This window comes from uncultured Eudoraea sp. (genome assembly GCF_947258525.1).
Classification (GTDB): Bacteria; Bacteroidota; Bacteroidia; order Flavobacteriales; family Flavobacteriaceae; genus Eudoraea.
Map to the genome: position 1 here is coordinate 1 of NZ_CAMYIP010000117.1, position 25,118 is coordinate 25,118.

A 25,118-nucleotide genomic window follows, 5' to 3' on the forward strand; every position below is an offset into this window, starting at 1 on the left:
ACTGGCCTCTGCCGTAAAATCTTCAAGAAACTTATAGCTCGCTCCTATTTTTTTTCTTTTCTTGTCTACATTAGTCTGATTAAAGGTATTTGCAACCTGAGCGAGAGGATTAATTACTTCATTACCAAGTCCCTCAGCAAGTGTAAAATTTCCATTCCTATCTTTAACTGCAAAAGTAGGTGCATTATTCAGTGCATTAAACAGTACTGATCCTAAAGCGTTTTCAGGAAGGGTTTTACGATTCGTGCCGGTGTATAGGAGGTTGGCCACCACATTGAAATCTTCAAAAATTTCCGAATTTAAGTTAACTCTGGTAGTATATCTTCTAAAATTAGCCTTAGGACCTCCTACAATTCCATCCTGAGTTAAATAAGACGATGCAGCAGAAAATGTTGTTTTCTCACCACCGCCGCTTACAGTAATATTTTGGTTAATTATCGGAGCTGTCTGGAATACTTCATCTTGCCAATCGGTGCCTCTTCCTAAACGAGAAACATCCGGATAAGGCGAGCTTCCTCCGCCAGCTGCAAAAGCTTCGTTGACAATGATAGCATATTCCGTAGCATCCAAAACCGGAATTTGTCTGGAGGTTTGCTGAAATCCTCCCCAGGCATCATAATTAAATTTCAATTCCGTGTTGCGCTTACCTGTTTTAGTAGTTATCAGGATTACCCCATTAGCAGCCCTTACACCATAAATACCTGCTGTGGCATCCTTAAGAATATTAATACTTTCTATATCACTTGGATTAATAACACTCAAGTCTTCGATAACGTTTCCGTCTACCAAAATTAAGGGTCTGTTATCCCCATTGGTAGAAATACCACGAATTCGGATATTTGAACCACTACCCGGTGAACCAGATTCTGCAGTAACCTGCACCCCGGCAACCTGTCCCTGAAGGGCTTGTTCTATTCGAGTTGGATTTAATTCTTCAATACTTTCCGAACCTACAACGGAGACTGCTCCCGTAAGTTCTTTTTTGGTTTGTGTTCCATAACCCACAACAATGACCTCATCTAATGCACTAACATCTTCCTGCATAACAATAGCAAGCGGATTGGAATTTTGAATTGTTACTTCCTGTTTAATATAGCCCAAATACGAGAATTCAAGAATATCTCCTACACTGATATTCTCAATAATAAAATTTCCATCAAAATCTGTTGTGGTGCCTCTTGTTTCGTTCTTAACAATAACATTTACCCCCGGCAAGGGCTGATCTAGAACTGCATCCTTTACAATACCGCTTATGGTTAAGTCCTGACTCCAAAGTTCAGACGTGCAACAGAGGAGGGTAAGAAATAAAACAAAGTACTTCATGTGTAGTATTTTTTGATGAGGCAATATATGGTTTATAAAATGGTTTTTGCCATATAAGACCTATACAAAAAACATACATAATAAAAAACTTGTAGTGTTTTTATTATATTCTCAAAAATATCCCTTAAATATTACGGGTATGCTATTTTATTGAAGTATTAGCAAGCTAACTAAATTCATAAATTTTGTACTTTGTATAGGTAATGTTGTGGTATTTTTGTTGAATGTTGTGATAAGTTAAAGATCTAATATGTAGTCCGTTAAGTTTTCTTCGTGTAATAGATTGATCTTTTTACGCAAACGATATCGTTTAACTTCCACACTGCGAACCGATATATTTAATAATGGAGCAATTTCCTTAGACGACAGATTCAATCTAAGGTAAGCACACAAGCGAAGGTCGTTTGAAGACAATTCCGGGTGTAATTTTTTTATTTTTTTGAGAAACCCCTTGTCCGCATTATTAAATGCTTCTTCAAAAAATTTCCAATCATCTGAATTATTTATATTGCGATCTATTGTTCTTATTACCGATTTAACCTGATCTGTACTCTCAGAGTCCCTCAATTGATCCTTAATAGCATTGAGAAACTCGTTTTTGCGAATTATGCTCATGGTTGAGACAGCCAATTCACGATTTTTACTATCAATCTTTGATTTCAACTGCTCATTTTTCATTTGGATAATCTTCTTCTGTGCTTTTAACTTTTTCCGTTTCAGTTTCTTTCTATTTTCCTGAAGCAGACGATTCTGTTTTTTGTGGTAATAGTGCCGATATGCCTTATGAATTAAAAACGCAATAAATAATGTTAGAAGAATATATCCCAAAACTGCCATATTGGAAAGGTACCACGGTCTTTTAACCCTGAAAGAGTAAGAAGCTGTATTATTAGTGAGTGTATTACCAACTTTTGCTCTAACACTGAAGTTATAGGTTCCATAGGGTAAATTATTGAATGATATTTCAGATGTTGAAGACCAACTGCTCCAATCGTCGTAAATTCCATCTAATTTATATTGATAATATACTTCTGAATATTTATCATACTCAGCTACCGCGTATGAAAAATTAAGGTTATTGTCTTCATATTCAATTTCATTACCCTCCTCAATCGAAATTCTGTCACTTGGATGATTATAGAATTCCTTGGAAATTGAATTAATATTGATTGTATATTCTTGCGGTTTTATTTTATCTAAATCCAATGTTATATATCCATTGGAAATTCCTATCAGGTAATGTCTTTCGCTCAGGGGTGTAATAGACTCAAATCCCGGGACTCCCAGATCTCTTCTAAAATTATTTGGAACCGGTATTCTGACGGCTTGTGGCTCGTTATTAAATTTACCGGGGGTAACATAAACAATGTTGGATTCCGTAAATCCCCATAACCTATTTGCCTTATTATCGGCATTTAATACACCAATTATTCCTTCATCCTGATTAAATAATTTACCTGTTAACAGGGTGTCCAGGATAAACTTTTTTTGGTTTCTCTCATATTTAAATACCCCATTGTTAGTTGTATACAAAGGATTGCCATTATAAGAAACCAGGCTGGATCCAATACCTTTTGATGTCTCTTCTTCAATATTAAGTACTCTTTTTAAATCCTTATCAACAGAAATATTGAAAATCCCCTTGTATTCATGATTCACTAATATTTGATTTTCCTCAATTAATTCAACAAACCGGCTCGAAATATCAAATCCTTCTATTTTATTTCTAAACCTCCATTCATCATTTAATTTCTCAAGAACGCTCAACCCGGAATAATTTCCCTGTAGTATCAAATTTGGATTTTCACCTGTGATTTTTAAATCCCAGGTGCCTGGAAAATCTGATATTTGTTTTGCCTGGTCATCCTCAATAATAAAGGTTCCTTCATTATGCCCACAGAACAATGTATTATCAATAGATCTTAGGCACCATACCTGTCCTATAGTATTTTCAATAAACTCAAATTCACCTTCCTCATTCAGTTTTTTATAAAACAAGCCCTGATTTGTGCCCAGGTAAAGTTTATTATCAAATATTATGGAAGCGTATACTACCCCTAACTTTCCTATTTTGTCAATATATTCATTAAATGGAGAATCTAAATCTATAGAGCTTATCCCATTATCCAATCCAAGCCATAAATTGTTCTCAGTATCCTCAAAAATTGTAAGTACCGTATTATTGTTCAAGCCTTTCTCCTGGTTAATTTTTCTGATTATCCGACCCTTAGAATCCAGATGATAAATACCGTTTGAAATTGTCCCTAAAATAAAGCTGCCATCTTTAAGCTGTAAGCTACTATAAACATTTATAGATGCCATTTCCTTGCTCATTTCGGTATCCCATCTTTTAAGACCTTCAGAATTAAGATAATAGAAGTCACTACCCTCAGTAAGTATTAATAACTCTTTATCAATAGGAAATACACCAATAATAATATTACTCTTTACTACCGGATCATTAGAGACAAGGACGGATTGGCCATTTTCAATTCTGAATATACCTTCATTGTCTTTTTGAAAATAAATGGTTCCTTCTACTTTGAAAATTTTTGCCCTTACAGTTTTGGAAGGGAGGATATCAAAAGTTTTATCCTCGGTATTATAAATATAAATGCGATCTAAAGTCTGGAATAGCAACCATTTTTCGTATTCCAGGATATTCCAGAATTGCTCATCTTCTATCAAGTCTTCATCTAGCTGACCTAAGAGGGAAAAATAATCTAAATCGCCAAATTTATTTCTTTTCCAATAGCCAAATTCCATGTAGCACCCGGTATAAATCAAATCATCAACCACATGGACAGATCTTATTAAAGTGCCATTGGGAGAAGGATACAATTTCCATTGCGCCCCATTAAATTCAAGCAAACCCTCATTATTGGCTACATAAATCAACTTTTCGTCGGATTGAGAAATTGCCCAATTTTGTGTTCCTGCGCCGTAATCATAGGGTGCATAATTCTGAATAGGAGGTAATTCCTGAGTATAAACCAGAAAATTGCAAAATAATAACAGTAGAATAAAGGTAATTCTCAAACTAAGCGTATAAAGAGGAACTATTCTTTTTAAAGTTAAGAAAAGAATATTATATCACTAATTATTCCGTAAGCATATTGGAACTCAAACGATCTCTGCACTTAATCCTGCTTGCAGTAATCTGCTGCAGCGAGGTTCTAATTCCTTATACTCTCCGGTTTTAACGGTACATTTACCTTTGTAGTGAACTATTAATGAACATTGCTCCGCTTGTTCCGGTGTATGTTCACAAACATCGATTAATGTGTGTATGACATGTTCAAAAGTATTCACATCATCATTGAATAGAACTATTTCGTTATTTTTAACCGTCTCCTCATCCAAAAGTAGTTCTTCGGAGACTTTTTCCTTAGTACTCATATAGACAGGTGTTTGTGTAACTAAAATACATATTTTGAGGCAACCCAGTTATTTTTTTCCAAATTTTCTTGAAATGAAAGTCCATTTGCCTCACATTCTTTTGAAATTAAGGGAATATCCTCTTTATAAAAACCACTTAAAAGTAATATTCCTCCTTTTTTGAGGTGGTCAACATATATGGGAATATCCACAAGTAAAATATTGCGATTAATATTCGCCATGATAATATCATAATTTTGATTTCTCAATAAACTTACATCACCTTCAAACACATTTATCTGCTCACAATTGTTTCCGACAACATTTTCCCGGGCATTCAGATAACTCCAGTTATCTATATCTATGGCATCTACGGAGCTGGCGCCTTTCATAGCGGCCAGAATGGCCAAAACACCAGTTCCGCATCCCATATCCAATACAGATTTACCTGTGAAATCGAGTGCCAAAACCAGTTGAAGCATCATATGGGTAGTTTCATGATGCCCTGTTCCAAAACTCATCTTAGGTGTAATGACTATATCATAACATACATCCGGAATATCATGGAATGGTGCTCTTACAACGCATTGGTTGTCCACGTTGATGGGTTCAAAATTCTTTTCCCAGCGTTCATTCCAGTTTTCCTGTTCTATTTCAACTACATCATAATCAATCCTAAATTTTTCATCGGAAAGGATTTGAACATTACGCAATGCTATAGGATTCCAGGTTTCCTTTTTCACATAGGCCAGCAGTCCGTCCTTTGTTTCCACAAAACTGTCAAAACCCAGTTCACTCAGTTCAGCAATTAAGATATCCGTAGCCGGTTGTAATGGCTTTATTTTAAACCGCTATTCCAGAAAGAGTTCTTGCATTTAGGTTCAGATTGCCTTTACAATGGCAATGAAGTCATCTGCCACCAAAGCAGCCCCTCCTATTAGACCTCCGTCTACATCGGGTTTTGAGAATATCTCGCGGGCATTAGCGGGTTTAACACTACCTCCATATAATATGGATACTTCATTTGCTATTGAGGCGTCATATGCTTCGGTAATGGTCTTCCTGATAAAAGCATGCATTTCCTGTGCTTGTTCCGGGGAAGCGGTTTCTCCTGTGCCAATAGCCCAAACCGGTTCATAGGCAAGCACAATTTTCGACCATACATCGGCAGGTAATTCAAAAAGGCCGTTTTTTAGCTGGGATTCTACTACTTTAAAATGATTACCAGCCTTTCGCTCTTCCAATTCTTCACCAAAGCAAAATATTACGCGCATTTTATTTTCCAATGCTGCCTTTACTTTTTTAGCCAAAAGTTCGTCTGTTTCTCCAAAGTAAGCCCTTCGCTCTGAATGTCCGATAATTACAGTATCTACATTGATGTTTAGAAGCATATCAGCCGAAATTTCACCGGTAAAGGCTCCGCTTTTTGCATAATGCATATTTTGGGCGGCTACTTTTATGTCTGTTGATTTGAGAGTACGGGCTGTTTCTGCCAGATTTACAAATGTAGGAGCTACAATAACCTCCGCTTCAGTATCCGGCAATTTATCCGATATCTCTCCCAATAATACTTGTGTTTCACTTAAGTTCTTATTCATTTTCCAATTTCCGGCAACAATTTTACTTCTCATTTTCAGTTCTTTTATGTTTACAATATAGGTTGTTTACTTCTAATTATTAATCAGGATTCGTTTCCTTGGTGTACAGAATAAATTTAATTAAACTCCAAATCCTCAATATCATTATAGTGCACTTTTTGAGTTATAGTACCTTTTTCAAGGATTAAAAGTCCCGGGTTAGACCTGACTATGGTCTTTAAGGTAGTCTCATCTGTAAAATAAAATTCAAATCCCAGCTTGTATTCTTCAATAATCTTATTGGTCCATTCCTCATTAGATGCTGACATTCCTATAACTTTATATCCTTGTTCAATAGCTTTATCGGAAACTGGTTTAACTTTTTCAAATGCCTTATAGTCACTTTTAGCGAGATCGTAGGCAACTAAAATTAATAATTTTGATTCTTGCATTAACAAAGATGCAAAATCTTCACCTTGTTGCTCAATAGTAAAATCGTGTATAGGTGGTTCATATCCCTTCTGTATTTCCTTCGTCTCCACACCAATAAATTCTCCATCTGCATCGGGGTAATCCCCATTAGTCACCAGTACTTTTTCTTCTCCATTCACATCAAACTTCCACGCATATTCGAACACGGCTTTGGGAGCGTCTTCGGGTACCTCCATCCCATCTTCTATATTAGCTCCTATCTTGTATGCTCTGAAGTCTATTACAGGCAAGTGATTAAGTACATAATTTCCGTAGACAATACAAAGCACTACAGACGCTAAAGCGATAATCTGTCTTGCACGCAGACTTAAAAGTGGCTTAATATGTCTTCTTCCAAAGTATAGAATAAGAATGAGCCCCAGAAGAACAACATCTTTTGTGAAGGATTCCCACGGTGTCAGTTTTATGGCATCACCAAAACAGCCGCAATCCGTGACCTTATTGAAATATGCAGAATAAAAAGTAAGAAAAGTGAAAAACAAGATCATGAGCAGAAGGCTCCAAAGTGTGAATCTCTTATTATAGCCCATAAGTAAGAATACCCCTAAAACTACCTCAAAAATGACCACAAAAATAGAAATGGCCAATGCATAAGGCATTAAAAAAGGTAAATCGAGTACGCCCTGACTAAAGTATTCCTCTAATTTGAACGAAAACCCAACAGGATCATTAAGCTTTATAAAACCACTGATAATAAATAAAACTCCAACAATTACCCTAGAAATTCCTACTAAGTGTTTCATCAAATTTTTTAGAATTTTTTAATCATTAAATTCGTTCATATGAATCAGGGCGAAAACAGAATAATTTATAATATCCTGATAGTTGGCTTCAATTCCTTCACTAACCAAAGTTTTACCTTTATTATCTTCTATTTGCTTTACTCTTAATAATTTTTGAATAATCAAATCCGTCAATGAACTTATGCGCATATCTCTCCAGGCCTCCCCATAGTCATGATTCTTTTTCTCCATTAGGGATTTTGTAATTCCAATATGCTTGTTGTATAATTTGATGGCTTCTTCAGATGACAGATCGGGTTCCTGTGCGACTCCCTTTTCTAATTGTACAAGGGCCATAATGGCATAGTTAATAATCCCAATAAATTCAGATTTTTCCCCCTCATCTACTTTTCGGACTTCATTTTCCTGCAAACTTCTGATGCGTTGAGCCTTAATATAAATTTGATCTGTTAAAGAAGGGAGCCTCAATATTCGCCAGGCACTTCCATAATCTTTCATTTTCTTTGAAAATAAGTCCCTGCAAGAAGTTATAATGGCATCGTACTGTTCGGAGGTATGCTGCATGTAGATTGTTCTAATTTGCGTAAATTTCACCCAAAATAATGGAAACCTCAAAGTTCGGAGTTTAATCTTGGTCTTCAAAATAAATTACGATCCAAATAGCTTAAAAAAAACCTATGACAATAAATTGTAAAGGCACCCTGATTGATTTAAAAAAGCCCAAAGTCATGGGGGTTTTAAATGTAACTCCGGACTCATTTTATGACGGAGGAAGATATAAGGATGAGGCTTCTATATTGAAGCAAACAGAAAAATTACTAAATGAAGGAGCCGCTTTTATAGATTTGGGCGCCTACAGTTCGCGGCCCAATGCACCCGACATTTCTGAAGAAGAAGAATTAAAAAGAATTTTGCCTGTTGTAGATCTGTTAATAAACAATTTTCCGGATGTCTATTTGTCTATTGATACTTTTAGAAGTAAGGTAGCCCGTCGTTGTCTGGAAAATGGTGCAGCAATGATCAATGATATTTCAGCAGGAAATTTGGATCCCAATATGATACAAACCATATCCGAGTTTAAAGTACCATATGTAATGATGCATATGAAAGGTAATCCACAGAACATGACTCAACAAATACAATATGATAGACTTTTAGAAGAAGTCCTTTATTTTTTGTCTGAAAAAGTAGCTCGCGCCAAATCTTTTGGAATAAATGATATAATCCTGGATCCTGGATTTGGGTTTGCCAAGAATACATTTCAAAGTTTTACAATCTTGAAACATCTGAATCTCTTAAAGACTTTTGGTTTACCAATACTCGTTGGTTTAAGCAGAAAGTCTATGATTTATAAAACATTAGGCACCAGTGCTAACAAGGCTTTAAATGGTACCACAGTCCTAAATACCTATGCACTGACCCAAGGCGCCAATATTTTACGAGTTCATGACGTTAAAGAAGCAGTAGAGTGCATTGAATTATTGGAAGCATTAAAGCAAGCTGAAGATTAATTTTTTGTTTATCTATTTTTTCTAATTTTACAAAAACTACAAGGATTGGACTTTTTTAACTTTCTGGATTTTAAAATCACCGACATTATAGACATCCTCCTTGTGGCTATACTTCTTTATTATATCTATAAACTTGTTCGGGGCACGGTCGCTATCAATATTTTTATTGGAATTGTTATTGTCTGGGGTTTTTGGAAATTAACCCAATTGCTGGATATGAAAATGATAAGTAGCGTGGTAGGTGGATTTATGTCTGTGGGATTAATTGCACTAATTGTTGTTTTCCAACAGGAAATTAGAAAATTCCTTCTAATGATTGGTTCAACTAATTTTGCCAGAAACCGGAATTTTGTAAAAAGATTTAAATTTTTAAAACAAGAAGGCGTTACCTCAAAACTCGATATTGATGCTGTTCTTAAAGCGTGCGATAAAATGAGCAGAAGCAGGACGGGTGCCATTTTAGTAATAAAGCGAAGTAATTCTTTAGATTTTGTAAAATCTTCAGGAGACGCTATGAATGTGGAAGTGAATCAACCCATAATTGAAAGTATCTTTTATAAAAATAGTCCGTTACACGACGGTGCTGCCATTATTGAAAACAACCAAATTACGGCTACAAGAGTCATATTGCCATTATCTAATGAACGTAATATTCCTTTGCGTTTTGGGCTGAGGCACAGGGCGGCTATTGGAATTACAGAGCGAACAGATGCCGTTGCCCTAGTTCTTAGCGAAGAAACCGGATTGATCTCTTATATAAACAATGGAGAATTTGTTTCCTACAAAGACTTATCTGATCTGTCTAATAAAATTAAACTAGACTTACTCTAGCCATGGAGTGTAAAAATTGCAGAAACCTTCTACCAACAGATTTTAATTTCTGTCCTAACTGCGGCGCCAAAGTAATACACTACAGACTTACATTTAAAAATCTCTGGCATGAGGTTATTGAGCGTTTTTTTGATCTTGACAATACTTTCTTCAGGACCTTCATACATTTATTTACTAAGCCGGCAGAGGTCATTGATGGTTATATCTCAGGTATTCGAAGAAAGTACCTGAATCCGTTAAGTTATCTGGGAATTGCCCTAACTCTTTCCGGTCTTACAATTTTTTTGATACAAAAAGTTTTCGATGTAAATATGGACCTTGATGTCTTCAATCAAGGAGTAAATCCTGAACTGAATCAAAAAATAATGCCCATCGTGTTCGACTTTTCGTCATTGGTGTTTGTTTTATTTATCCCAATCTTTGGGATTGCGGGTTGGTTAACTTTTAATAAGAAAGGATATGTATTTGCAGAATACCTTATTGTTTTCTTCTATACTTTAGCCCATTGGAGTATTGTTTCTTTTCCTATAGGTCTGACTATGATAATTGTTGCTCCCAGTAATTATCTGGAGCTATCTACTATTATGCTCCCGGCGATGATAGCATACTCAATATATGTAATGCAAAGGATACATAAATTTAGAGCTGGCCAATTTGTTCTTAGAATGTTTCTTTTTCTGATTTTGGCTTTTATTGGTTATATAGGGATAATTATAGCGTTTTATGTCATTCTTTTTGCAACAGGAACAATTACCATGGAGGATTTCACACCGGTAAAAAAGTAAACTTAGCGCATTAGCTAGGCAACTTCTTCAGCCAAAAACTGAGCTTCGTAAAGCTTGTTGTAATATCCTCCTTTTTTAAGTAATTCCTTGTGCGTACCGCTCTCAAGAATTCGACCGGCATCCATGACCAGGATTTTATCTGCTTTTTTCACAGTAGCCAGCCTGTGGGCAATAATAATTGAAGTTCTGCCGGAAGTGATCTTTTCCGTCGCTTTCTGGATCAACTGCTCAGAATAAGTGTCTACCGAGGAGGTGGCTTCATCCAGTACCAATATACTTGGATTACTTACATAGGCGCGCAAGAAAGCAATTAGCTGGCGCTGACCACTGGAAAGCATAGTTCCCCTTTCTTTTACATTGTACTGATAGCCACCTGGCAAGCTGTTGATAAACTCATGCACCCCAATTTGCTTTGCAGCCTCCTCAATACTTTCTAATGTCACTGTTTCGTCTCCCAGGGAGATATTCTTGGCTATGGTGTCTGCAAAAAGAAAGACATCCTGTAGTACAACTGCTATATTCCTGCGAAGAGATGCTAATTTGTAATTAGTGATATTTATATCATCTACCAGGATCTCACCCGAATTAATTTCGTAAAAACGATTTAAGAGATTAATAATGGTTGATTTACCGGCTCCTGTAGCACCCACAATGGCAACAGTCTGACCTACTTTTACATCAAAGGAGATGCCGTGCAAAATTTCCTCATCTTCAAGGTAACCGAAGTGAACGTTTGAAAATTTAATATTTCCGAGTACATGATCTTTCTCGACAGTCCCTAAATCCTCTATATTGCTCTCAGTATCCAGAATTTTAAAAACCCTGTTTGCGGCTACCATCCCCATTTGAAGCGTATTAAATTTATCGGCTATCTGCCTTAGAGGCTGAAATAACATGCTTGATAAAAGTATAAAGGCAAAAATTATCCCGTATTCATCTCGTTCAATACTGGTAACATTTTGAAGACCCCCGTACCAAACAATTAATCCTACCGTAATAGATGAAACAATGTCTGCGATAGGGAAGAAAAAAGAATTATACCACACCGTTTTTAGCCAGGCATTCATATGTTTCTTATTAATTTCCCGAAATTTATCGCTTTCAATTTTTTCTCTTGTAAACAGCTGTACTATTTTCATTCCTGTTATACGCTCCTGGACAAATGAATTGAGGTTGGAAACCTGAGCCCTAACATCTATGAAGGCCTTCTTCATAGCACGCTGAAATAAACGGGTGGCGTAAAGAATTACGGGTAATACAGCGAACACAATTAGTGCTAATTTCCAATTGATAACCAACATTACCACGGCCACTACAATCATTTTAAGCAGGTCGGATACGATAACAAAAAAACCCTGACTAAAAATCTCACCTATACGCTGCAAATCTGCTACTGCGCGCGTAACAAGCAACCCAATAGAAGAATTGTCGAAATATTTCATTTTAAACCCGAGCATTTTTTTAAAAAGGTAAATCCGGATATCCCTGATTACCGATTCTCCGAGCCAATTGGCGAAATAATTAAAGCAAAGCTGGCTGATTACCTGCCCGAAAAGCACGGCAGCCATGGTGAGGATAAGGAATAAAAGCTTTTCCGAATCGGCTTGCTTAACAGCACCGTCAATTATTTCACCTACAATAAGCGGAGTTAATACGGCAAAGGCAGAAATAGAAATAGCAGCAATGGCCACACCATAGAAAGTTAACCTATAGGGTTTAGTATAGGCTAATACTCGATTGAATAATCTAAAATCAAATGCTTTTCCGGTGTCTTGATCCATTAAATTCCAGAATGGTTGAAGGGTATAAAACTTTAGTCAAATATAATCCTTTTGCCGGGACGGAAGCACCGGCAGTTCGCCGATCCTTGCTTTTTATAATAGTCTTAACATCTTCAGGTGTTATTTTTCCGAGTCCGACATCTATTAAAGTCCCCACAATTGCACGAACCATATTTCTAAGAAAGCGGTCTGCGGTAATGGTAAATACGAGCTTATCTTTTTTAGTTTTCCAGGATGCGGATTTAATTTTACACAGATAGGTTTTAACGTCTGTATTTGATTTGGAAAAGCATTTGAAGTCCTCATACTCCAATAAAATGGCTGCTGCCTTATTCATGGAAGGAATATCCAATATGTGTTTTATATAATATGCAGAATCCTTATAAAATGGGTTCTTTTCCTGCACTATCCAATACTCATAAGTGCGTTCCAAGGCATCAAAACGAGCATGCGCGTCCTCAGGAACTTCACTAATCTTTTGAATAGCAATATCCTCCGGTAAAAAGGTATTGAACCTATAGGTGAGTTCTGCTAAATCTTTGATTTCCTGAAAATCAAAATGCGCATACATGTTTTTTGCATGAACTCCGGTGTCCGTCCTCCCCGCGGCAACAAGGCTTATGGTAGATTTTAACAATGTACTTAATGATTCTTCCATCAACTGTTGAACAGATGATGCATTAGGCTGCCTCTGCCATCCGTGGTAGGCTTGTCCGAAATAAGAAAAAGCTACAAAATATCTCAAGCTATTATTCTATTTTTGTGAGCGGTAAAGATAGCGAAGATAGCCTTTAGAATTAAGGACCTTCTCCCCTGTGCTGATCTGAACAGATTCTTAATAGATACAACGGACTTATTGTGCTTGAATGCCTTTTTAAACAATTGCTGAAATAAATGACCCGCATCTTACTTCTTTCGGATACCCATGGCTTTTTAGATGACACTATTCTTAAGTATGCCAGCCAGGCGGATGAAATATGGCACGCGGGTGATATTGGCTCCTTTGATGTTACCGATGCCCTCGGCGCGTTAAAACCTGTTCGTGCCGTTTATGGTAATATTGATGATCATCGGTTACAGAAAGAATTTCCTTTGGACGACCGGTTTAAATGTGAGAATGTGGATGTTTGGATGACCCATATTGGGGGTTATCCCAATAGGTATGACAGGAGAATCAGGGAGCAGATCAAAAAGAACCCACCAAAACTATTCATCTCGGGCCATTCTCATATTCTTAAGGTAATGTGGGATAAAAAGCTAAATCTACTGCACATGAACCCCGGTTCTTGTGGTAAGAACGGTTTTCATCAGATCAGGACCATGCTCAGGTTTGATATTGACGGGGAAGAAATAAAGAACCTTGAAGTTATAGAGTTGGGCAAGCGCTAGGGAATGAGGTATTGTTGGAGCTCTTGTGCATTAGGCGCAAAGCGACTACCGAATGCCCGGTTCTACATAGCCCGAAAGTTTTGAGGGCAAAGTAGGAAGCGCCCAAAAAGCCTTTATTTATAACGTAAAACCCTGAAGCAGAGATAAACTTGCCTCAGGGTCACGCACTAATACTACTAAGATGTTAGGTTCAACGTAAGCGATCAACAGATTTTACAAGATCTTCATCCTTCTTTATGGACCTGTTGGCCAGGACCAAAAAAACGATAGAAAATACAGGAATCAGCATCCCAATACCCTTCTCAGAAACAGCGGTCTCTCCGGATAAGTTTAGTGATCGGTAAACGAAAAATCCCAGTAAAAAAAGATTCAATATTATATTCAACCTGTTAAAAACAAATTGATTTTTTCGGTTCTTAAATAAAAAAATGGTGATAACCGCCAGGGCGGAAGAAGCTGCATATACCAATGCAAGCCAACTAATATCTCTTGCAAAAACAGTATTTCCTTCAGTCCCTGTCCAAAGGTTTAAATAAAAAGGCAACGCGCCGGTAAACAGAGCGACCAAAATTAAGTAAACGGTTTGAATGCGTTGAATCATAAGTTTATGAAAAAATAGAAGTGCAAAAGTACATGTCTTTTAAAACATTACCATAAAAATTGAAATAAAAATAGTGCTTCTGTGGACTAAGATAATGGTAACAATTATTCCCAAGCAGCATAAATACAGCCTGTTTTGGCGAATCATTTGCCAAAACAAAAGTGGAAGGAGATAAATTAAATAAGTAAGAACAGATGTTTTGTTTAAAATAATTTGTAATATTGTGGCGTTAGTAGATATAACACCTACCTATTGGGGTCTCAATCCCATGTAATACCCAAAAGAAACTATATACTTCAATTTTTATATACTATAATTTATTTTATACTCAATGTTTGAGATTTCAGATTTAAAAGCAAAAAAGCTGCCTGAGCTTCAGGATATTGCAAAAGAATTAAGTGTCCCCAAATACAAGACCTTAAAGAAACTGGATTTAGTTTATCAAATTCTTGATTTACAGGCCAGTAATCCCAAAGCAGTGCAAGCAACTAAAGTGAAAGCAGTGCAAGCAACTACAGTGGGAGTAACGGAAAAAACTCCGCCAAAACAACATAGACCCAACGTTGCTAAGGAAAGATTTAAGAGCGCTCCACCCAAAACCCAGGCTCCTACCGAAAAGGTAGCTAAACATGAAGTTTCGCATCAAAAGAGCCATTCAAATCAGGATTCTAAAGAGCAGCAAAAGAATAAACCTCAGCACAGCAAAGGCCCACATGGCAAAAAGATTCAGCATCATAAGAACGGTCAGGATGGTAAGACCAGTAATTTTGATAAGGACCTGAAAAATAAATACAAGCAGCCGGAATACGAATTCGACAGTATTATTGAAAGCGAAGGCGTTCTGGATATCATGCAGGATGGTTATGGATTTCTTAGATCATCTGATTACAATTATCTCTCTTCTCCCGATGATATTTACGTTTCTCAATCGCAAATCAGGCTCTTTGGTTTAAAAACAGGAGATACTGTTTTAGGTAATGTACGCCCTCCAAAAGAAGGTGAAAAATATTTTCCATTAATAAAGGTTAATAAAATTAACGGAATGGACCCTCAGGTAGTACGAGACAGGGTTTCTTTTGAACACCTGACTCCATTATTCCCTCAGGAAAAATTTAAACTGGCAGAACGTCAAAGTACCCTCTCTACACGAATTATTGATTTGTTTTCACCAATTGGAAAAGGACAACGGGGAATGATCGTTTCTCAACCAAAAACTGGGAAAACAATGCTTTTAAAGGATATAGCAAATGCTATAGCGGCAAATCATCCTGAAGTATATCAGATTATTCTTTTAATAGATGAACGTCCTGAGGAAGTTACCGATATGCAGCGCAATGTAAGCGGTGAAGTAGTTGCTTCTACCTTTGATAAAGAAGCTACCGAACATGTCAGGGTAGCCAATATTGTATTGGAAAAGGCAAAAAGACTGGTAGAATGCGGGCACGATGTAGTAATACTTCTGGATTCCATTACCCGTCTGGCAAGAGCCTACAATACGGTTCAACCTGCTTCCGGTAAAGTACTTAGTGGCGGGGTAGACGCCAACGCACTGCACAAACCAAAACGATTTTTTGGAGCAGCCCGTAATATTGAGAACGGTGGTTCTTTATCTATAATAGCTACCGCCCTTACAGAAACCGGGTCTAAAATGGATGAAGTTATTTTTGAGGAATTCAAAGGTACCGGTAATATGGAATTACAATTAGACAGACGAATTAGCAACAGAAGAATATTCCCGGCAATAGACCTTGTAACTTCTTCTACAAGAAGAGATGATCTTCTATTGGATGAAAATACAATTCAGCGTATGTGGATAATGCGTAAGTATCTGGCTGATATGAATCCGATTGAGGCTATGGAATTCATGGAACAAAGAATAAAACAAACTAAAAATAATGAGGAGTTTTTGATGACTATGAGTCAATAAAAAAATTCTTTTAAATTAGGGAATCCCGATGGTTATTGATCATCGGGATTTTTTTTTGGAATAGCTACAAGAAAAATTAAACGGAATTATTCCCGACCAATTTCCATCTTGTTATCTCAAATCCAACCATAAAAAAAGCCCCAACAGTTAAGTCAGGGCCCTGAAAGAATATATTTTTAAAGCCTAAAGTGCGGCAATGTGCTTTGTAAGCTTACTTTTTAAATTAGCTGCTTTATTAGTGTGAATAATATTGCGCTTTGCAAGTTTATCTATCATGCTTACAACAGCAGGAAAGAGCTTTTGAGCCTTCTTTTTATCGGTTTCGCTCCTTAATTTTTTAATTGCATTTCTAGTTGTTTTGTGCTGATATCTGTTACGTAACCGCACAACTTCATTTCTTCTGATTCTCTTTAATGCCGACTTGTGATTTGCCATTTTTTTATATTTTATTTATTCGGGCTATATGTTTTTTTGTAGCCCGTAGGGGAATCGAACCCCTGTTACCAGGATGAAAACCTGGCGTCCTAACCCCTAGACGAACGGGCCATTATTTTTTTAAATGCTCCTGTAATAAATGAGCTACGTGTCTTTCAACTGTTCTCATCAATCACATTTCAATATTTCAATATACTTAGTAGCCCGTAGGGGAATCGAACCCCTGTTACCAGGATGAAAACCTGGCGTCCTAACCCCTAGACGAACGGGCCATTAGATCGCATAAATGCGGATGCAAAAATACAATTATTTTTTACTATACCAACTCCATTATATTTTTTTTTGATTATGCTTAATATGCCTTTGCAAAGAGTACCCTTTGTAAAGAAGGTTTTCCTGTAACCATGCACTTACCAGCTTCTTTATTAAAGTCTAATGGAATACATCTAATAGTTGCTTTTGTTTCTTCTTTTATCTTATCTTCTGTAGCCAAAGTACCATCCCAGTGTGCTGAAATGAATCCGCCTTTCTGCTCTAAAACCTTTTTGAATTCGTCATACCCATCAACCTCTGTAATATGTTCCTCCCTATAATTCAGCGCTTTCTCAAATATATTTCGTTGTATGTCTTCCATTAAAAACTCAATGCGTGCAATTACTCCATCTGCTTCCACAACCTCTTTTTCCAGGGTATCGCGGCGTGCCAATTCATAGGTGCCATTCTCCATGTCACGCTGTCCTATTGCAATTCTAACGGGCACTCCTTTTAATTCATACTCATTAAATTTAAACCCGGGTTTATGGGTATCGCGTTTGTCGTATTTTACGGAAATCCCCTTATCCTGCAATTCTTTTACCAAAGGATTTATTCTTTCTGAAATTGCATCCAGTTGTTCTAAACCCTTGTAAATTGGAACTATAACAACCTGAATTGGAGCCAGCTTAGGAGGTAAGACCAAACCGTTATCATCACTATGAGTCATAATAAGCGCACCCATCAGGCGAGTTGAAACACCCCAGGAAGTGGCCCATACGTATTCCTGTTTTCCTTCCCTGCTTGCAAACTTTACATCAAAGGCTTTGGCAAAATTCTGACCTAAAAAATGTGAAGTTCCAGCCTGTAAAGCCTTGCCATCCTGCATCAGAGCTTCTATGGCATAGGTTTCCACGGCTCCTGCAAAACGTTCACTTTCTGTTTTTGTTCCCTTAATCACGGGCACAGCCATATGATTTTCTGCAAAATCTGCATAAATATTCAGAATCAATTCCGATTCCTCAACAGCTTCCTTTTCGGTCTCATGTGCCGTATGTCCCTCCTGCCATAGGAATTCAGTTGTGCGAAGGAATAAGCGCGTTCTCATTTCCCATCGTACTACATTAGCCCATTGATTGATTAATAGGGGAAGATCTCTGTAAGACTGAATCCACTTTCTATAGGTATCCCAGATTATGGTCTCAGAGGTTGGTCTTACGATTAGCTCTTCTTCCAGTTTAGCATCTTCGTCTACAACAATACCGCTTCCGTCTTCCGCATTTTTTAATCTGTAATGAGTTACAACGGCACATTCCTTAGCAAATCCTTCAACATGGCTCGCTTCTTTACTCAGGTATGATTTTGGAATAAACAAAGGGAAATAAGCATTCTGATGTCCTGTGTCTTTGAACATCTTATCCAGGCCAGCCTGTATTTTTTCCCAAATGGCAAAACCATAAGGTTTTATGACCATACAGCCCCTAACACCAGAGTTTTCGGCCAGATCAGCCTTGATGACGAGTTCATTATACCATTTGGAATAATCCTCGCTCCTTTTAGTTAATTTTTTTCCCATTAAATATACTTTGGCACAAATCTTGTGACCTTATTATCGAAATAGTTTGGTAAAACTAACTATTTTTAAAATGTTCAACAATATAAATTTAAGGCGATGATACAATCTCTACCCCTACCTAAATTAAAAATGACTACAACTTTACTTGTTGCGGCCATAATATTGGTTTCCTGTGGATCCTATCAGGAAGCTTCCTATTATGATAATGATGGTATCTACGCTGAAGAGAGCCCTGCAGTTTATACAAAGAAAAAACAGCAGCCGAAACAGCAGGAAAGTGATGGTATTTATGGTGATTATTTTGGTCAGAAAGCAGAGCAAATAGATGAATTCATAGAAGGTGAAGTCTTCACGGATGTAGATGATTATTATGGAGGAGACGTTGTGAACGATAGTCTTGCGGTTGTACCGGAAGCAAATTACTATGAAGGTTATAATGACTATGCAGGAAATGCAGGATGGGGTGACAATCAATCTAATGTAACCATCAACAACTACAACACTGGTTGGGGATGGGGTGGCGTTGGTATTGGTATAGGCATTGGCTGGGGCTGGGGTGGCTATTGGGGCTATCCAGGCTGGGGCTGGGGCTATCCAGGTTATGGCTGGGGCTGGGGTTATCCAGGTTATGGCTGGGGCTGGGGTGGCTATTGGGGCTATCCAGGCTGGGGCTGGGGCTATCCAGGTTATGGCTGGGGCTATCCAGGTTATGGCTGGGGCTATCCTTACTATGGCTATGGAAGATATTCATATAACAGGAGTAGAAGAGGTTATTACGGTAATAATTATACGAATCCTTTAACTTCAAATTCACTTAGGGGAAGGTCTAATCTTACCTCAGGCAGAGGAAGATCTAGTCTAACATCAGGAAACGGAAGAACAGCTTCCAGATCCAGGTCTAATGTTTCTAGATCGGGAACAGCCAGAACTGCGTCTGCAGGGCGAAGTTCCGGTGCATACAGGTCCGGAGCAACAGCGAGAAGATCAGTAAGCCCGGATGCCATTGCAAGAAACAGAGCATATAGAACAAGCAGAAGTACAAGATCTGTTCCGGGATATTCTCGCAGCGCACGCAGCGGTAATACATACAGGAGATATTCTCCCGGAAACAGCACATATAACAGAGGCTCAACAACAAACAGATCGAGCACGGCAAGAAGGTCTTATAGCGGCACCACACAACGTAGTTCCGGATATTCCAGGTCTTCATCCTCTATGCCAAGAACCTCAGGTTATCGTTCCGGAAGAAGTTCTGGATCAAAAAGCTCAGGTTACAGAAGTTCTGGAAGAAGTTCAGGATCAAGAAGTTCGGGCTATAGAAGTTCAGGATCAAGAAGTTCTGGAAGAAGTTCGGGCTATAGAAGTTCCGGTGGTGGCATGAGAAGTTCCGGAGGAAGCATGAGAAGTTCCGGGGGAGGCATGAGAAGTTCTGGCGGCGGCATGAGAAGTTCCGGAGGAAGCAGGGGCGGCGGCAGCAGAGGCGGCAGACAATAATTCCAAAAATCAGTAGTATTAAAATCTTATAAAATGAAAAGAACTACATTTTTCATCCTGTTATTGATATGTGCAACTGTAAGCGCTCAAAACATTGAGGATGTACTCAGATACAGTATTGAAAACACCCATGGAACAACTCGTTTTCAGGGTTTAAGCGGAGCTTTTGGAGCTCTTGGAGGAGATCTTTCATCATTGAATGTAAATCCCGCGGGTTCAGCCGTTTATAATAATAGCCAGTTCACCATGACAGGCACAAACTACAATCGGGATAACACTGCAACCTATTTTGGAAGCACAGCAGGATCCCGGCTTAATTCGTTTAAAATAAATCAGGCGGGAGGTGTAATGGTTTTTAAGAATTATGATAAAAATGCCGATTGGAAAAAATACTCCCTGGCTTTTAATTATGACCTGGTAAATAATTTTAGTAACCAGTTTTTTGTCAATGGGAACAGTAATGAAGGTATTGATAATTACTTTCTTGCCTTCGCTCAGGGTCAGCCTTTGGGCCCATTATTCGTTCAGGATGGGGAGCTTATTGAGCAAGCCTATCTGGATATAGGAAGCAGTCTGGGTTTTGGGCCTCAGCAGGCATTTTTAGGATTTCAGTCCGGGATAATTGATCCCGTAGATATCAATGATGACAACAATACTGATTATATTTCCAATGCTGACTATAACAGCGTGAACCAGGAATTTTTACAGTCTACCAGGGGGTATAACAGTAAGTTTACTATGAATATGGGTACACAATACAAGGATTTTCTATATATGGGTGCTTCCTTGAATTTTCATAGTATTTATTATGAGAAATACACACAATTGAGCGAAAGGGGTTTTGATACAGCCTCAGAGATTCAGTTTATAAATTTTGATAACCTGCTCGTGTCAAGAGGTAACGCATTTTCGTTCAGCTTAGGGCTTATTGCCAGGTTAAATAAATATGTAAGGCTGGGAGGAAGTTATCAATCCCCTACCTGGTATGATCTGACAGATGATCTTGCACAAAGAATAAATTCTGATTCGCCCGTAAGGAATCCGGATATAACCTTTATAGATTTTAACATTGTAAATCTTTTCCCAAGGTACAAAATAAAGACACCGGGCAAGTTTAACGGAAGTATGGCTTTTGTCTTTGGCCCTAATGGTCTTTTAAGTTTTGATTACAGCTATCAGGACATGTCCAATGCCGAATTGCGGCCTACATCAGATGCCAGCTTTGCTACAGTTAACTCCGATATTGGCAGAGAACTCAGGGCCGTATCTACTTTTAGAGTTGGTGGCGAATACCGAATTAAAAAATTAAGTCTTCGCGGAGGTTATCGCTATGAACAATCTCCTTATGCAAATGGAATTACCATAGGCGATTTAAATGGATTTTCTGCGGGTATAGGTTATAACTTTGGAGGTAGCAGATTAGACTTCACTTATAGCAGGTCTGAAAGAGATGGTAATACTCAAATTGTGGATGTCGGCATAAACACACCGGCAAGTATAAATGCCGTTATGAATAATTATAGCTTCGGATACACCATTAATTTCTAAACTCAAATAATAAGAAAAAAGCCCTAAATTAGATCAGGGCTTTTTTTATCTCACAAGAGAAAAATGCGTTCGTATGGTATTGGCTACCTGCACGCCATCTTCATCGCGGGCATACTCAAGGCGAAACCAATAATCAGATGAGGGCATGGGCCTTCCGTTAAAAGTCCCGTCCCAACCTATAGTAGTTTCATCCAGTTGTTTTAATAATTTGCCGTAGCGGTCGAAAATAAAAACGACTGGATCTGTTAGTGTCTCAATTCCAAGAATATTCCATGCGTCGTGAATACCATCACCATTAGGTGTAAAAAACTTGGGGTATCCTACTACTAAAAATTCAATGGGCTCGGTAGTTCCACATCCATTCTTGTCATTTATAATAACGGAATTCAATCCGGGCGGAATATCCATAAATACAGATTCATCCTGAAATTCACCTCCGTTTATTGCATATTCGTAATCCCCATCACCATCTACAAAAAACTCTACATTATTGCTATCGGACAGGTCGTCCAAAATAACAATCCCATCCGGATCAGGCAATAAAACAGGAATTCCGTAATACGTAATTAATATGTCATCTGTGATTGTTGTAGCCAGTGTAGTTAATATTGATACAAAGTACCTCCCTGAGTTTGGGCTGGTTACCACCAGCTCTGCACCAAGTGGTCCGCTTCCCGGAAGGGTTGCGTCTATGGTTCCGTCATCATCGTAATCTACCGTCCACGTAACGGTGGCAATATCTGGTCCGGCAGGTGAATTTAAAGCCGTTAAAGTAATATCGGGATCACCTTCACAGGCAATAATATCTAATCCTAAAAATTCATCCCTAAGTGTACAATCGAGTGCAGTATTCTGATCTGCATCTACTGAACTGCCCGTAAAGGTTAACGAAAAAGGCTCAGGGTTTCCATCAAAGTTTGTATTGAAGTTATTGATCAAAAGGTAATAGATCTCTCCTGCGGTAACATCTATCCATTCATCATACGTATTTTGGTTTGCTGTTAAAGGTGGTGCACCTTCCTGACCATTTTCCGGATTAACTCCTAGCCCTGTAAAATTTGTGCTATTTACTTCGTAATTACATCTAATGGGTTGTGCCGTTCCATTACTAATATCAGCACAATCCGTATCCGGGCCGTATAATGCAAAATCATATTCTGCCGTAATTGTTGTGCCTACAGCGGGTAATGCCTCTATATCAAAACCAATTTGACCATCTGTTCCAGCTCTGAAAACATACCAGGATGTATTATTTTCAATATTTGCGGAACTAACACTTCCCTTTTCCAAACAACCGGTTTCTCTTATGTTATCAGGATCAAAATCATCTACATCACCAAGGCCATCAGTAAATGATAGTATTGGCGCATCAGCACAAACAGGGATGGCACTACGGCAATCTGCAGAGTTCTGAGCTACAACTCCAATACAGAAGAAGAGCGTGCAAAACAGGGAGCTAACGAGTGTTCGCATAGATTAAGGGGCTAACATTATACAAATAATCAATACTATAACTCCAAGGCCTAAAATTTAGTATATCTCGCCGAAGTTTTTCTGCACTTAATCGATAAACGACCAGTCGTTAAAAATTGGGAACTTTTATCTTTTTAATGAAAAATGGTTATTGATATACTTGGCCTCAATTCGCTGACCTTCAGAATCTGTATAGGTGAGTTTAAACCAATAATCTGTGGAGGGCAATTCCTTACCATTGAAAGTACCGTCCCAACCAAGGGTTGAATTATCTAATTGTTTTAATAGTTTACCGTATCTGTCATATACGTAAACCATAGGATCTTCCAGGTTGGAAACTCCTAAAATATGCCAATAGTCATTAGTTCCGTCGCCATTAGGTGTGAAAAAACTGGGAAATCCTACAACCGTAATGGTCTCCGTTACCGAACCACATCCGTTGAGGTCATTGATGGTAACCGTATGAATTCCCGGTGAGACGTTAGTGAAAATATTACTTGTCTGAAATGCTCCACTGTCTATTTGGTATTCGAAACTACCTACAACATCGGTAATAACTTCGACAGTATTATTGTTTTGAAGGTCATCAATAATCACATCAGTTATGACCGGAGTTTCAGAAACAACCACTGTGATTAAAGCAGAGGAAGAACAGGACAGTCCCAGTTGATTATTAGTAACGGTTAAGTTATAAGTACCTGCCTGTGCGACCGTGATACCCGGCGTTGATTCTCCTGTATCCCACAAATAAGCATAGTGAGGATCAGGTATGGTTTCACCAATGATTACACCTGCTGAATCTTCACATATAAATATCTCGGTAGGAATGTTTAAAACAGGAGTTTCCACAACACTCAGCTGAAATTGTTCAGAAGCGTCATAGCATCGAGGATTTTCTAATGAGGTATTTCGGATAAAAATGGTTTCAGTTCCTGTGCTCAGCGTATATGGAGACATTAATGGGTCTGTACCCAGCATAGCGTCATTCAACGTACTATGATAACTCACCATAAAAGAGGCAGGGTCCTGAGTACCCAATGCCTGGGCGTCCTTTTGAGTTAGATCAAATTCCATGACATCTGAACAAACTGTTTCATCCGGGACAGAATTTGTTGTTGGTGATGTATTGAATGCCACCTGTACATCACTTATTATATTGGTCATGGTCGTTGTAATCACTTCCACCCTGTACATGGCCGAAACCATTGGCTGGTAAGTAGGACCAGTTTCTCCTGCTATTAATTGAAACCCTGAACCTGTATCAATATACCAGGTATAGCTCAGCGCATTGACTGTTGTTGCATCCAGGATAACATTCTCGTTATCACATGCCGCCAAGGGAGGTCCAAGGAGATTATTTATAATGGAACAATCCAGGGCATCAAAAGGGTTTGTAATAAAAATATTTCCCGAAAATTGAATTGAAAAACCGGAATTGTTGTTGCTGAAGTTATTTATCATCAGATAATAATCCTCACCGGGCATTACATTTATCCAATCTTCATAAAGTACTGTAGTTGGACTTCCGGTTGGATCTTCCCCTACTCCCATAAATGTTTCTTCATCACTATTATCAAAGAAGTTGCAGCGGACCGGGTCTCCCAAACTGCCGCAGTCAGCTGCCCTGTAGAGTGCAAAATCCCAATCTTCTGAAGAATCAAAACCTATGTTGAATCCCAATTGTCCGGATGCCCCGGTTCGAAAACGATACCATGCAGAATTAGATTCTATGGACCCGGTTATTGTTTGTTCAAGACAACCACTTGTATTGGCTCCATTGTAGTCATCCACGCCATATCCCTGGGTACCGCCGTTAACAGGGGTATTATTGCATATGGGAACAGCATTGACGCAATCAGCTGCCACCTGGGCCATAAGTGAACTGGTCCCAAGAATTGTTAAAAACCAGAATATTAAGCTTTTACCCTTCATAATCAGGTATACGATTTGGAATTTATAAAAATACCCTGTACTTCAACTTAACACTAATTTATGTTGTGAA

Annotated in this window: 21 protein-coding genes and 2 tRNA genes; 7 read left to right on the top strand and 16 right to left on the bottom strand. The window is 38.1% G+C overall.

Annotated elements, in window-relative coordinates:
- The 7 genes from Q0X89_RS08625 to Q0X89_RS08655 form a co-directional block, all read right to left on the bottom strand.
- A partial coding sequence (locus Q0X89_RS08625) for a SusC/RagA family TonB-linked outer membrane protein (RefSeq protein WP_297693166.1) occupies window positions 1-1,323 on the bottom strand: 1,323 nt, incomplete at its 3' end.
- A 237-nt stretch (window positions 1,324-1,560) separates the two neighbouring features.
- Window positions 1,561-4,362 (bottom strand): triple tyrosine motif-containing protein, encoded by a 2,802-nt coding sequence (locus Q0X89_RS08630; RefSeq protein WP_297693168.1) that lies wholly within the window; start codon window positions 4,360-4,362, stop codon window positions 1,561-1,563.
- Window positions 4,363-4,446: 84 nt separating this feature from the next.
- The gene (locus tag Q0X89_RS08635; RefSeq protein ID WP_297693170.1) at window positions 4,447-4,722 is read right to left on the bottom strand and encodes an ATP-dependent Clp protease adaptor ClpS; all 276 of its coding nucleotides are present in this window, start codon (window positions 4,720-4,722) and stop codon (window positions 4,447-4,449) included.
- A 20-nt stretch (window positions 4,723-4,742) separates the two neighbouring features.
- The gene (prmA, locus tag Q0X89_RS08640; RefSeq protein WP_297693248.1) at window positions 4,743-5,543 is read right to left on the bottom strand and encodes a 50S ribosomal protein L11 methyltransferase; all 801 of its coding nucleotides are present in this window, start codon (window positions 5,541-5,543) and stop codon (window positions 4,743-4,745) included.
- A 39-nt stretch (window positions 5,544-5,582) separates the two neighbouring features.
- A complete protein-coding gene (gene tpiA / locus Q0X89_RS08645; RefSeq protein WP_297693172.1) occupies window positions 5,583-6,332 on the bottom strand; it encodes a triose-phosphate isomerase in 750 nt (249 codons plus the stop codon).
- A gap of 83 nt (window positions 6,333-6,415) precedes the next feature.
- Complete coding sequence (locus tag Q0X89_RS08650) at window positions 6,416-7,513, bottom strand: BT_3928 family protein (protein WP_297693173.1); 1,098 nt, start codon at window positions 7,511-7,513, stop codon at window positions 6,416-6,418.
- 18 nt (window positions 7,514-7,531) lie between these two features.
- The gene (locus tag Q0X89_RS08655; RefSeq protein WP_297693175.1) at window positions 7,532-8,077 is read right to left on the bottom strand and encodes a DUF1599 domain-containing protein; all 546 of its coding nucleotides are present in this window, start codon (window positions 8,075-8,077) and stop codon (window positions 7,532-7,534) included.
- Window positions 8,078-8,190: 113 nt separating this feature from the next.
- Between Q0X89_RS08655 and folP the strand changes: the two genes are divergently transcribed.
- The 3 genes from folP to Q0X89_RS08670 are packed head-to-tail and all read left to right on the top strand — an operon-like array spanning window position 8,191 to window position 10,640.
- Window positions 8,191-9,024, top strand: a complete 834-nt coding sequence (folP, locus tag Q0X89_RS08660) for a dihydropteroate synthase (RefSeq protein ID WP_297693177.1) — start codon at window positions 8,191-8,193, stop codon at window positions 9,022-9,024.
- 45 nt (window positions 9,025-9,069) lie between these two features.
- Window positions 9,070-9,855, top strand: a complete 786-nt coding sequence (cdaA, locus tag Q0X89_RS08665; RefSeq protein WP_297693179.1) for a diadenylate cyclase CdaA — start codon at window positions 9,070-9,072, stop codon at window positions 9,853-9,855.
- Between the two features lie 2 nt (window positions 9,856-9,857).
- Window positions 9,858-10,640 (top strand): DUF3667 domain-containing protein, encoded by a 783-nt coding sequence (locus Q0X89_RS08670; RefSeq protein ID WP_297693181.1) that lies wholly within the window; start codon window positions 9,858-9,860, stop codon window positions 10,638-10,640.
- 14 nt (window positions 10,641-10,654) lie between these two features.
- On the opposite strand, the gene Q0X89_RS08675 is transcribed toward Q0X89_RS08670, so the two are convergent.
- Window positions 10,655-12,421 carry an ABC transporter ATP-binding protein gene (locus tag Q0X89_RS08675; RefSeq protein WP_297693183.1) on the bottom strand — a complete coding sequence of 589 codons (1,767 nt, stop codon included), beginning with the start codon at window positions 12,419-12,421 and terminating at the stop codon, window positions 10,655-10,657.
- Window positions 12,393-13,166: a tRNA pseudouridine(38-40) synthase TruA gene (truA, locus tag Q0X89_RS08680; RefSeq protein ID WP_297693184.1), complete on the bottom strand. Its 774-nt coding sequence runs from the start codon at window positions 13,164-13,166 to the stop codon at window positions 12,393-12,395. The genes Q0X89_RS08675 and truA overlap by 29 nt, the downstream gene beginning before the upstream one ends.
- Before the next feature lie 149 nt (window positions 13,167-13,315).
- Between truA and Q0X89_RS08685 the strand changes: the two genes are divergently transcribed.
- Window positions 13,316-13,810: a metallophosphoesterase family protein gene (locus Q0X89_RS08685; protein WP_297693186.1), complete on the top strand. Its 495-nt coding sequence runs from the start codon at window positions 13,316-13,318 to the stop codon at window positions 13,808-13,810.
- 190 nt (window positions 13,811-14,000) lie between these two features.
- Here the strand turns inward: Q0X89_RS08685 and Q0X89_RS08690 are convergent, their stop codons facing one another.
- Window positions 14,001-14,411: a DUF4293 domain-containing protein gene (locus tag Q0X89_RS08690; RefSeq protein ID WP_297693188.1), complete on the bottom strand. Its 411-nt coding sequence runs from the start codon at window positions 14,409-14,411 to the stop codon at window positions 14,001-14,003.
- Between the two features lie 331 nt (window positions 14,412-14,742).
- Between Q0X89_RS08690 and rho the strand changes: the two genes are divergently transcribed.
- Complete coding sequence (gene rho / locus Q0X89_RS08695; RefSeq protein WP_297693190.1) at window positions 14,743-16,338, top strand: transcription termination factor Rho; 1,596 nt, start codon at window positions 14,743-14,745, stop codon at window positions 16,336-16,338.
- A gap of 183 nt (window positions 16,339-16,521) precedes the next feature.
- Here the strand turns inward: rho and rpsT are convergent, their stop codons facing one another.
- The 4 genes from rpsT to proS all read right to left on the bottom strand — a co-directional run bounded on the left by rpsT (window position 16,522) and on the right by proS (window position 18,601).
- Entirely contained in the window at window positions 16,522-16,773 is a 252-nt protein-coding gene (gene rpsT, locus Q0X89_RS08700) for a 30S ribosomal protein S20 (protein ID WP_297693192.1), read from the bottom strand.
- 39 nt (window positions 16,774-16,812) lie between these two features.
- Window positions 16,813-16,884, bottom strand: a tRNA-Glu gene (locus Q0X89_RS08705).
- Between the two features lie 89 nt (window positions 16,885-16,973).
- Window positions 16,974-17,045: transfer RNA gene (locus Q0X89_RS08710), tRNA-Glu, on the bottom strand.
- An 80-nt stretch (window positions 17,046-17,125) separates the two neighbouring features.
- Window positions 17,126-18,601 carry a proline--tRNA ligase gene (gene proS, locus Q0X89_RS08715; RefSeq protein ID WP_297693194.1) on the bottom strand — a complete coding sequence of 492 codons (1,476 nt, stop codon included), beginning with the start codon at window positions 18,599-18,601 and terminating at the stop codon, window positions 17,126-17,128.
- Window positions 18,602-18,730: 129 nt separating this feature from the next.
- Here proS and Q0X89_RS08720 point away from each other — a divergent pair, with 129 nt between their 5' ends.
- Window positions 18,731-20,095: a hypothetical protein gene (locus Q0X89_RS08720; protein ID WP_297693196.1), complete on the top strand. Its 1,365-nt coding sequence runs from the start codon at window positions 18,731-18,733 to the stop codon at window positions 20,093-20,095.
- 33 nt (window positions 20,096-20,128) lie between these two features.
- Window positions 20,129-21,643 (top strand): OmpP1/FadL family transporter, encoded by a 1,515-nt coding sequence (locus Q0X89_RS08725; protein WP_297693198.1) that lies wholly within the window; start codon window positions 20,129-20,131, stop codon window positions 21,641-21,643.
- Between the two features lie 45 nt (window positions 21,644-21,688).
- Here Q0X89_RS08725 and Q0X89_RS08730 read toward each other — a convergent pair whose 3' ends face one another.
- Together Q0X89_RS08730 and Q0X89_RS08735 are read right to left on the bottom strand one after the other, a co-directional pair.
- On the bottom strand, window positions 21,689-23,116 hold the full coding sequence (locus Q0X89_RS08730; protein ID WP_297693200.1) for a T9SS type B sorting domain-containing protein: 1,428 nt from the start codon (window positions 23,114-23,116) through the stop codon (window positions 21,689-21,691).
- A 126-nt stretch (window positions 23,117-23,242) separates the two neighbouring features.
- Complete coding sequence (locus Q0X89_RS08735; RefSeq protein WP_297693202.1) at window positions 23,243-25,048, bottom strand: T9SS type B sorting domain-containing protein; 1,806 nt, start codon at window positions 25,046-25,048, stop codon at window positions 23,243-23,245.
- Window positions 25,049-25,118: the final 70 nt, after the last annotated feature.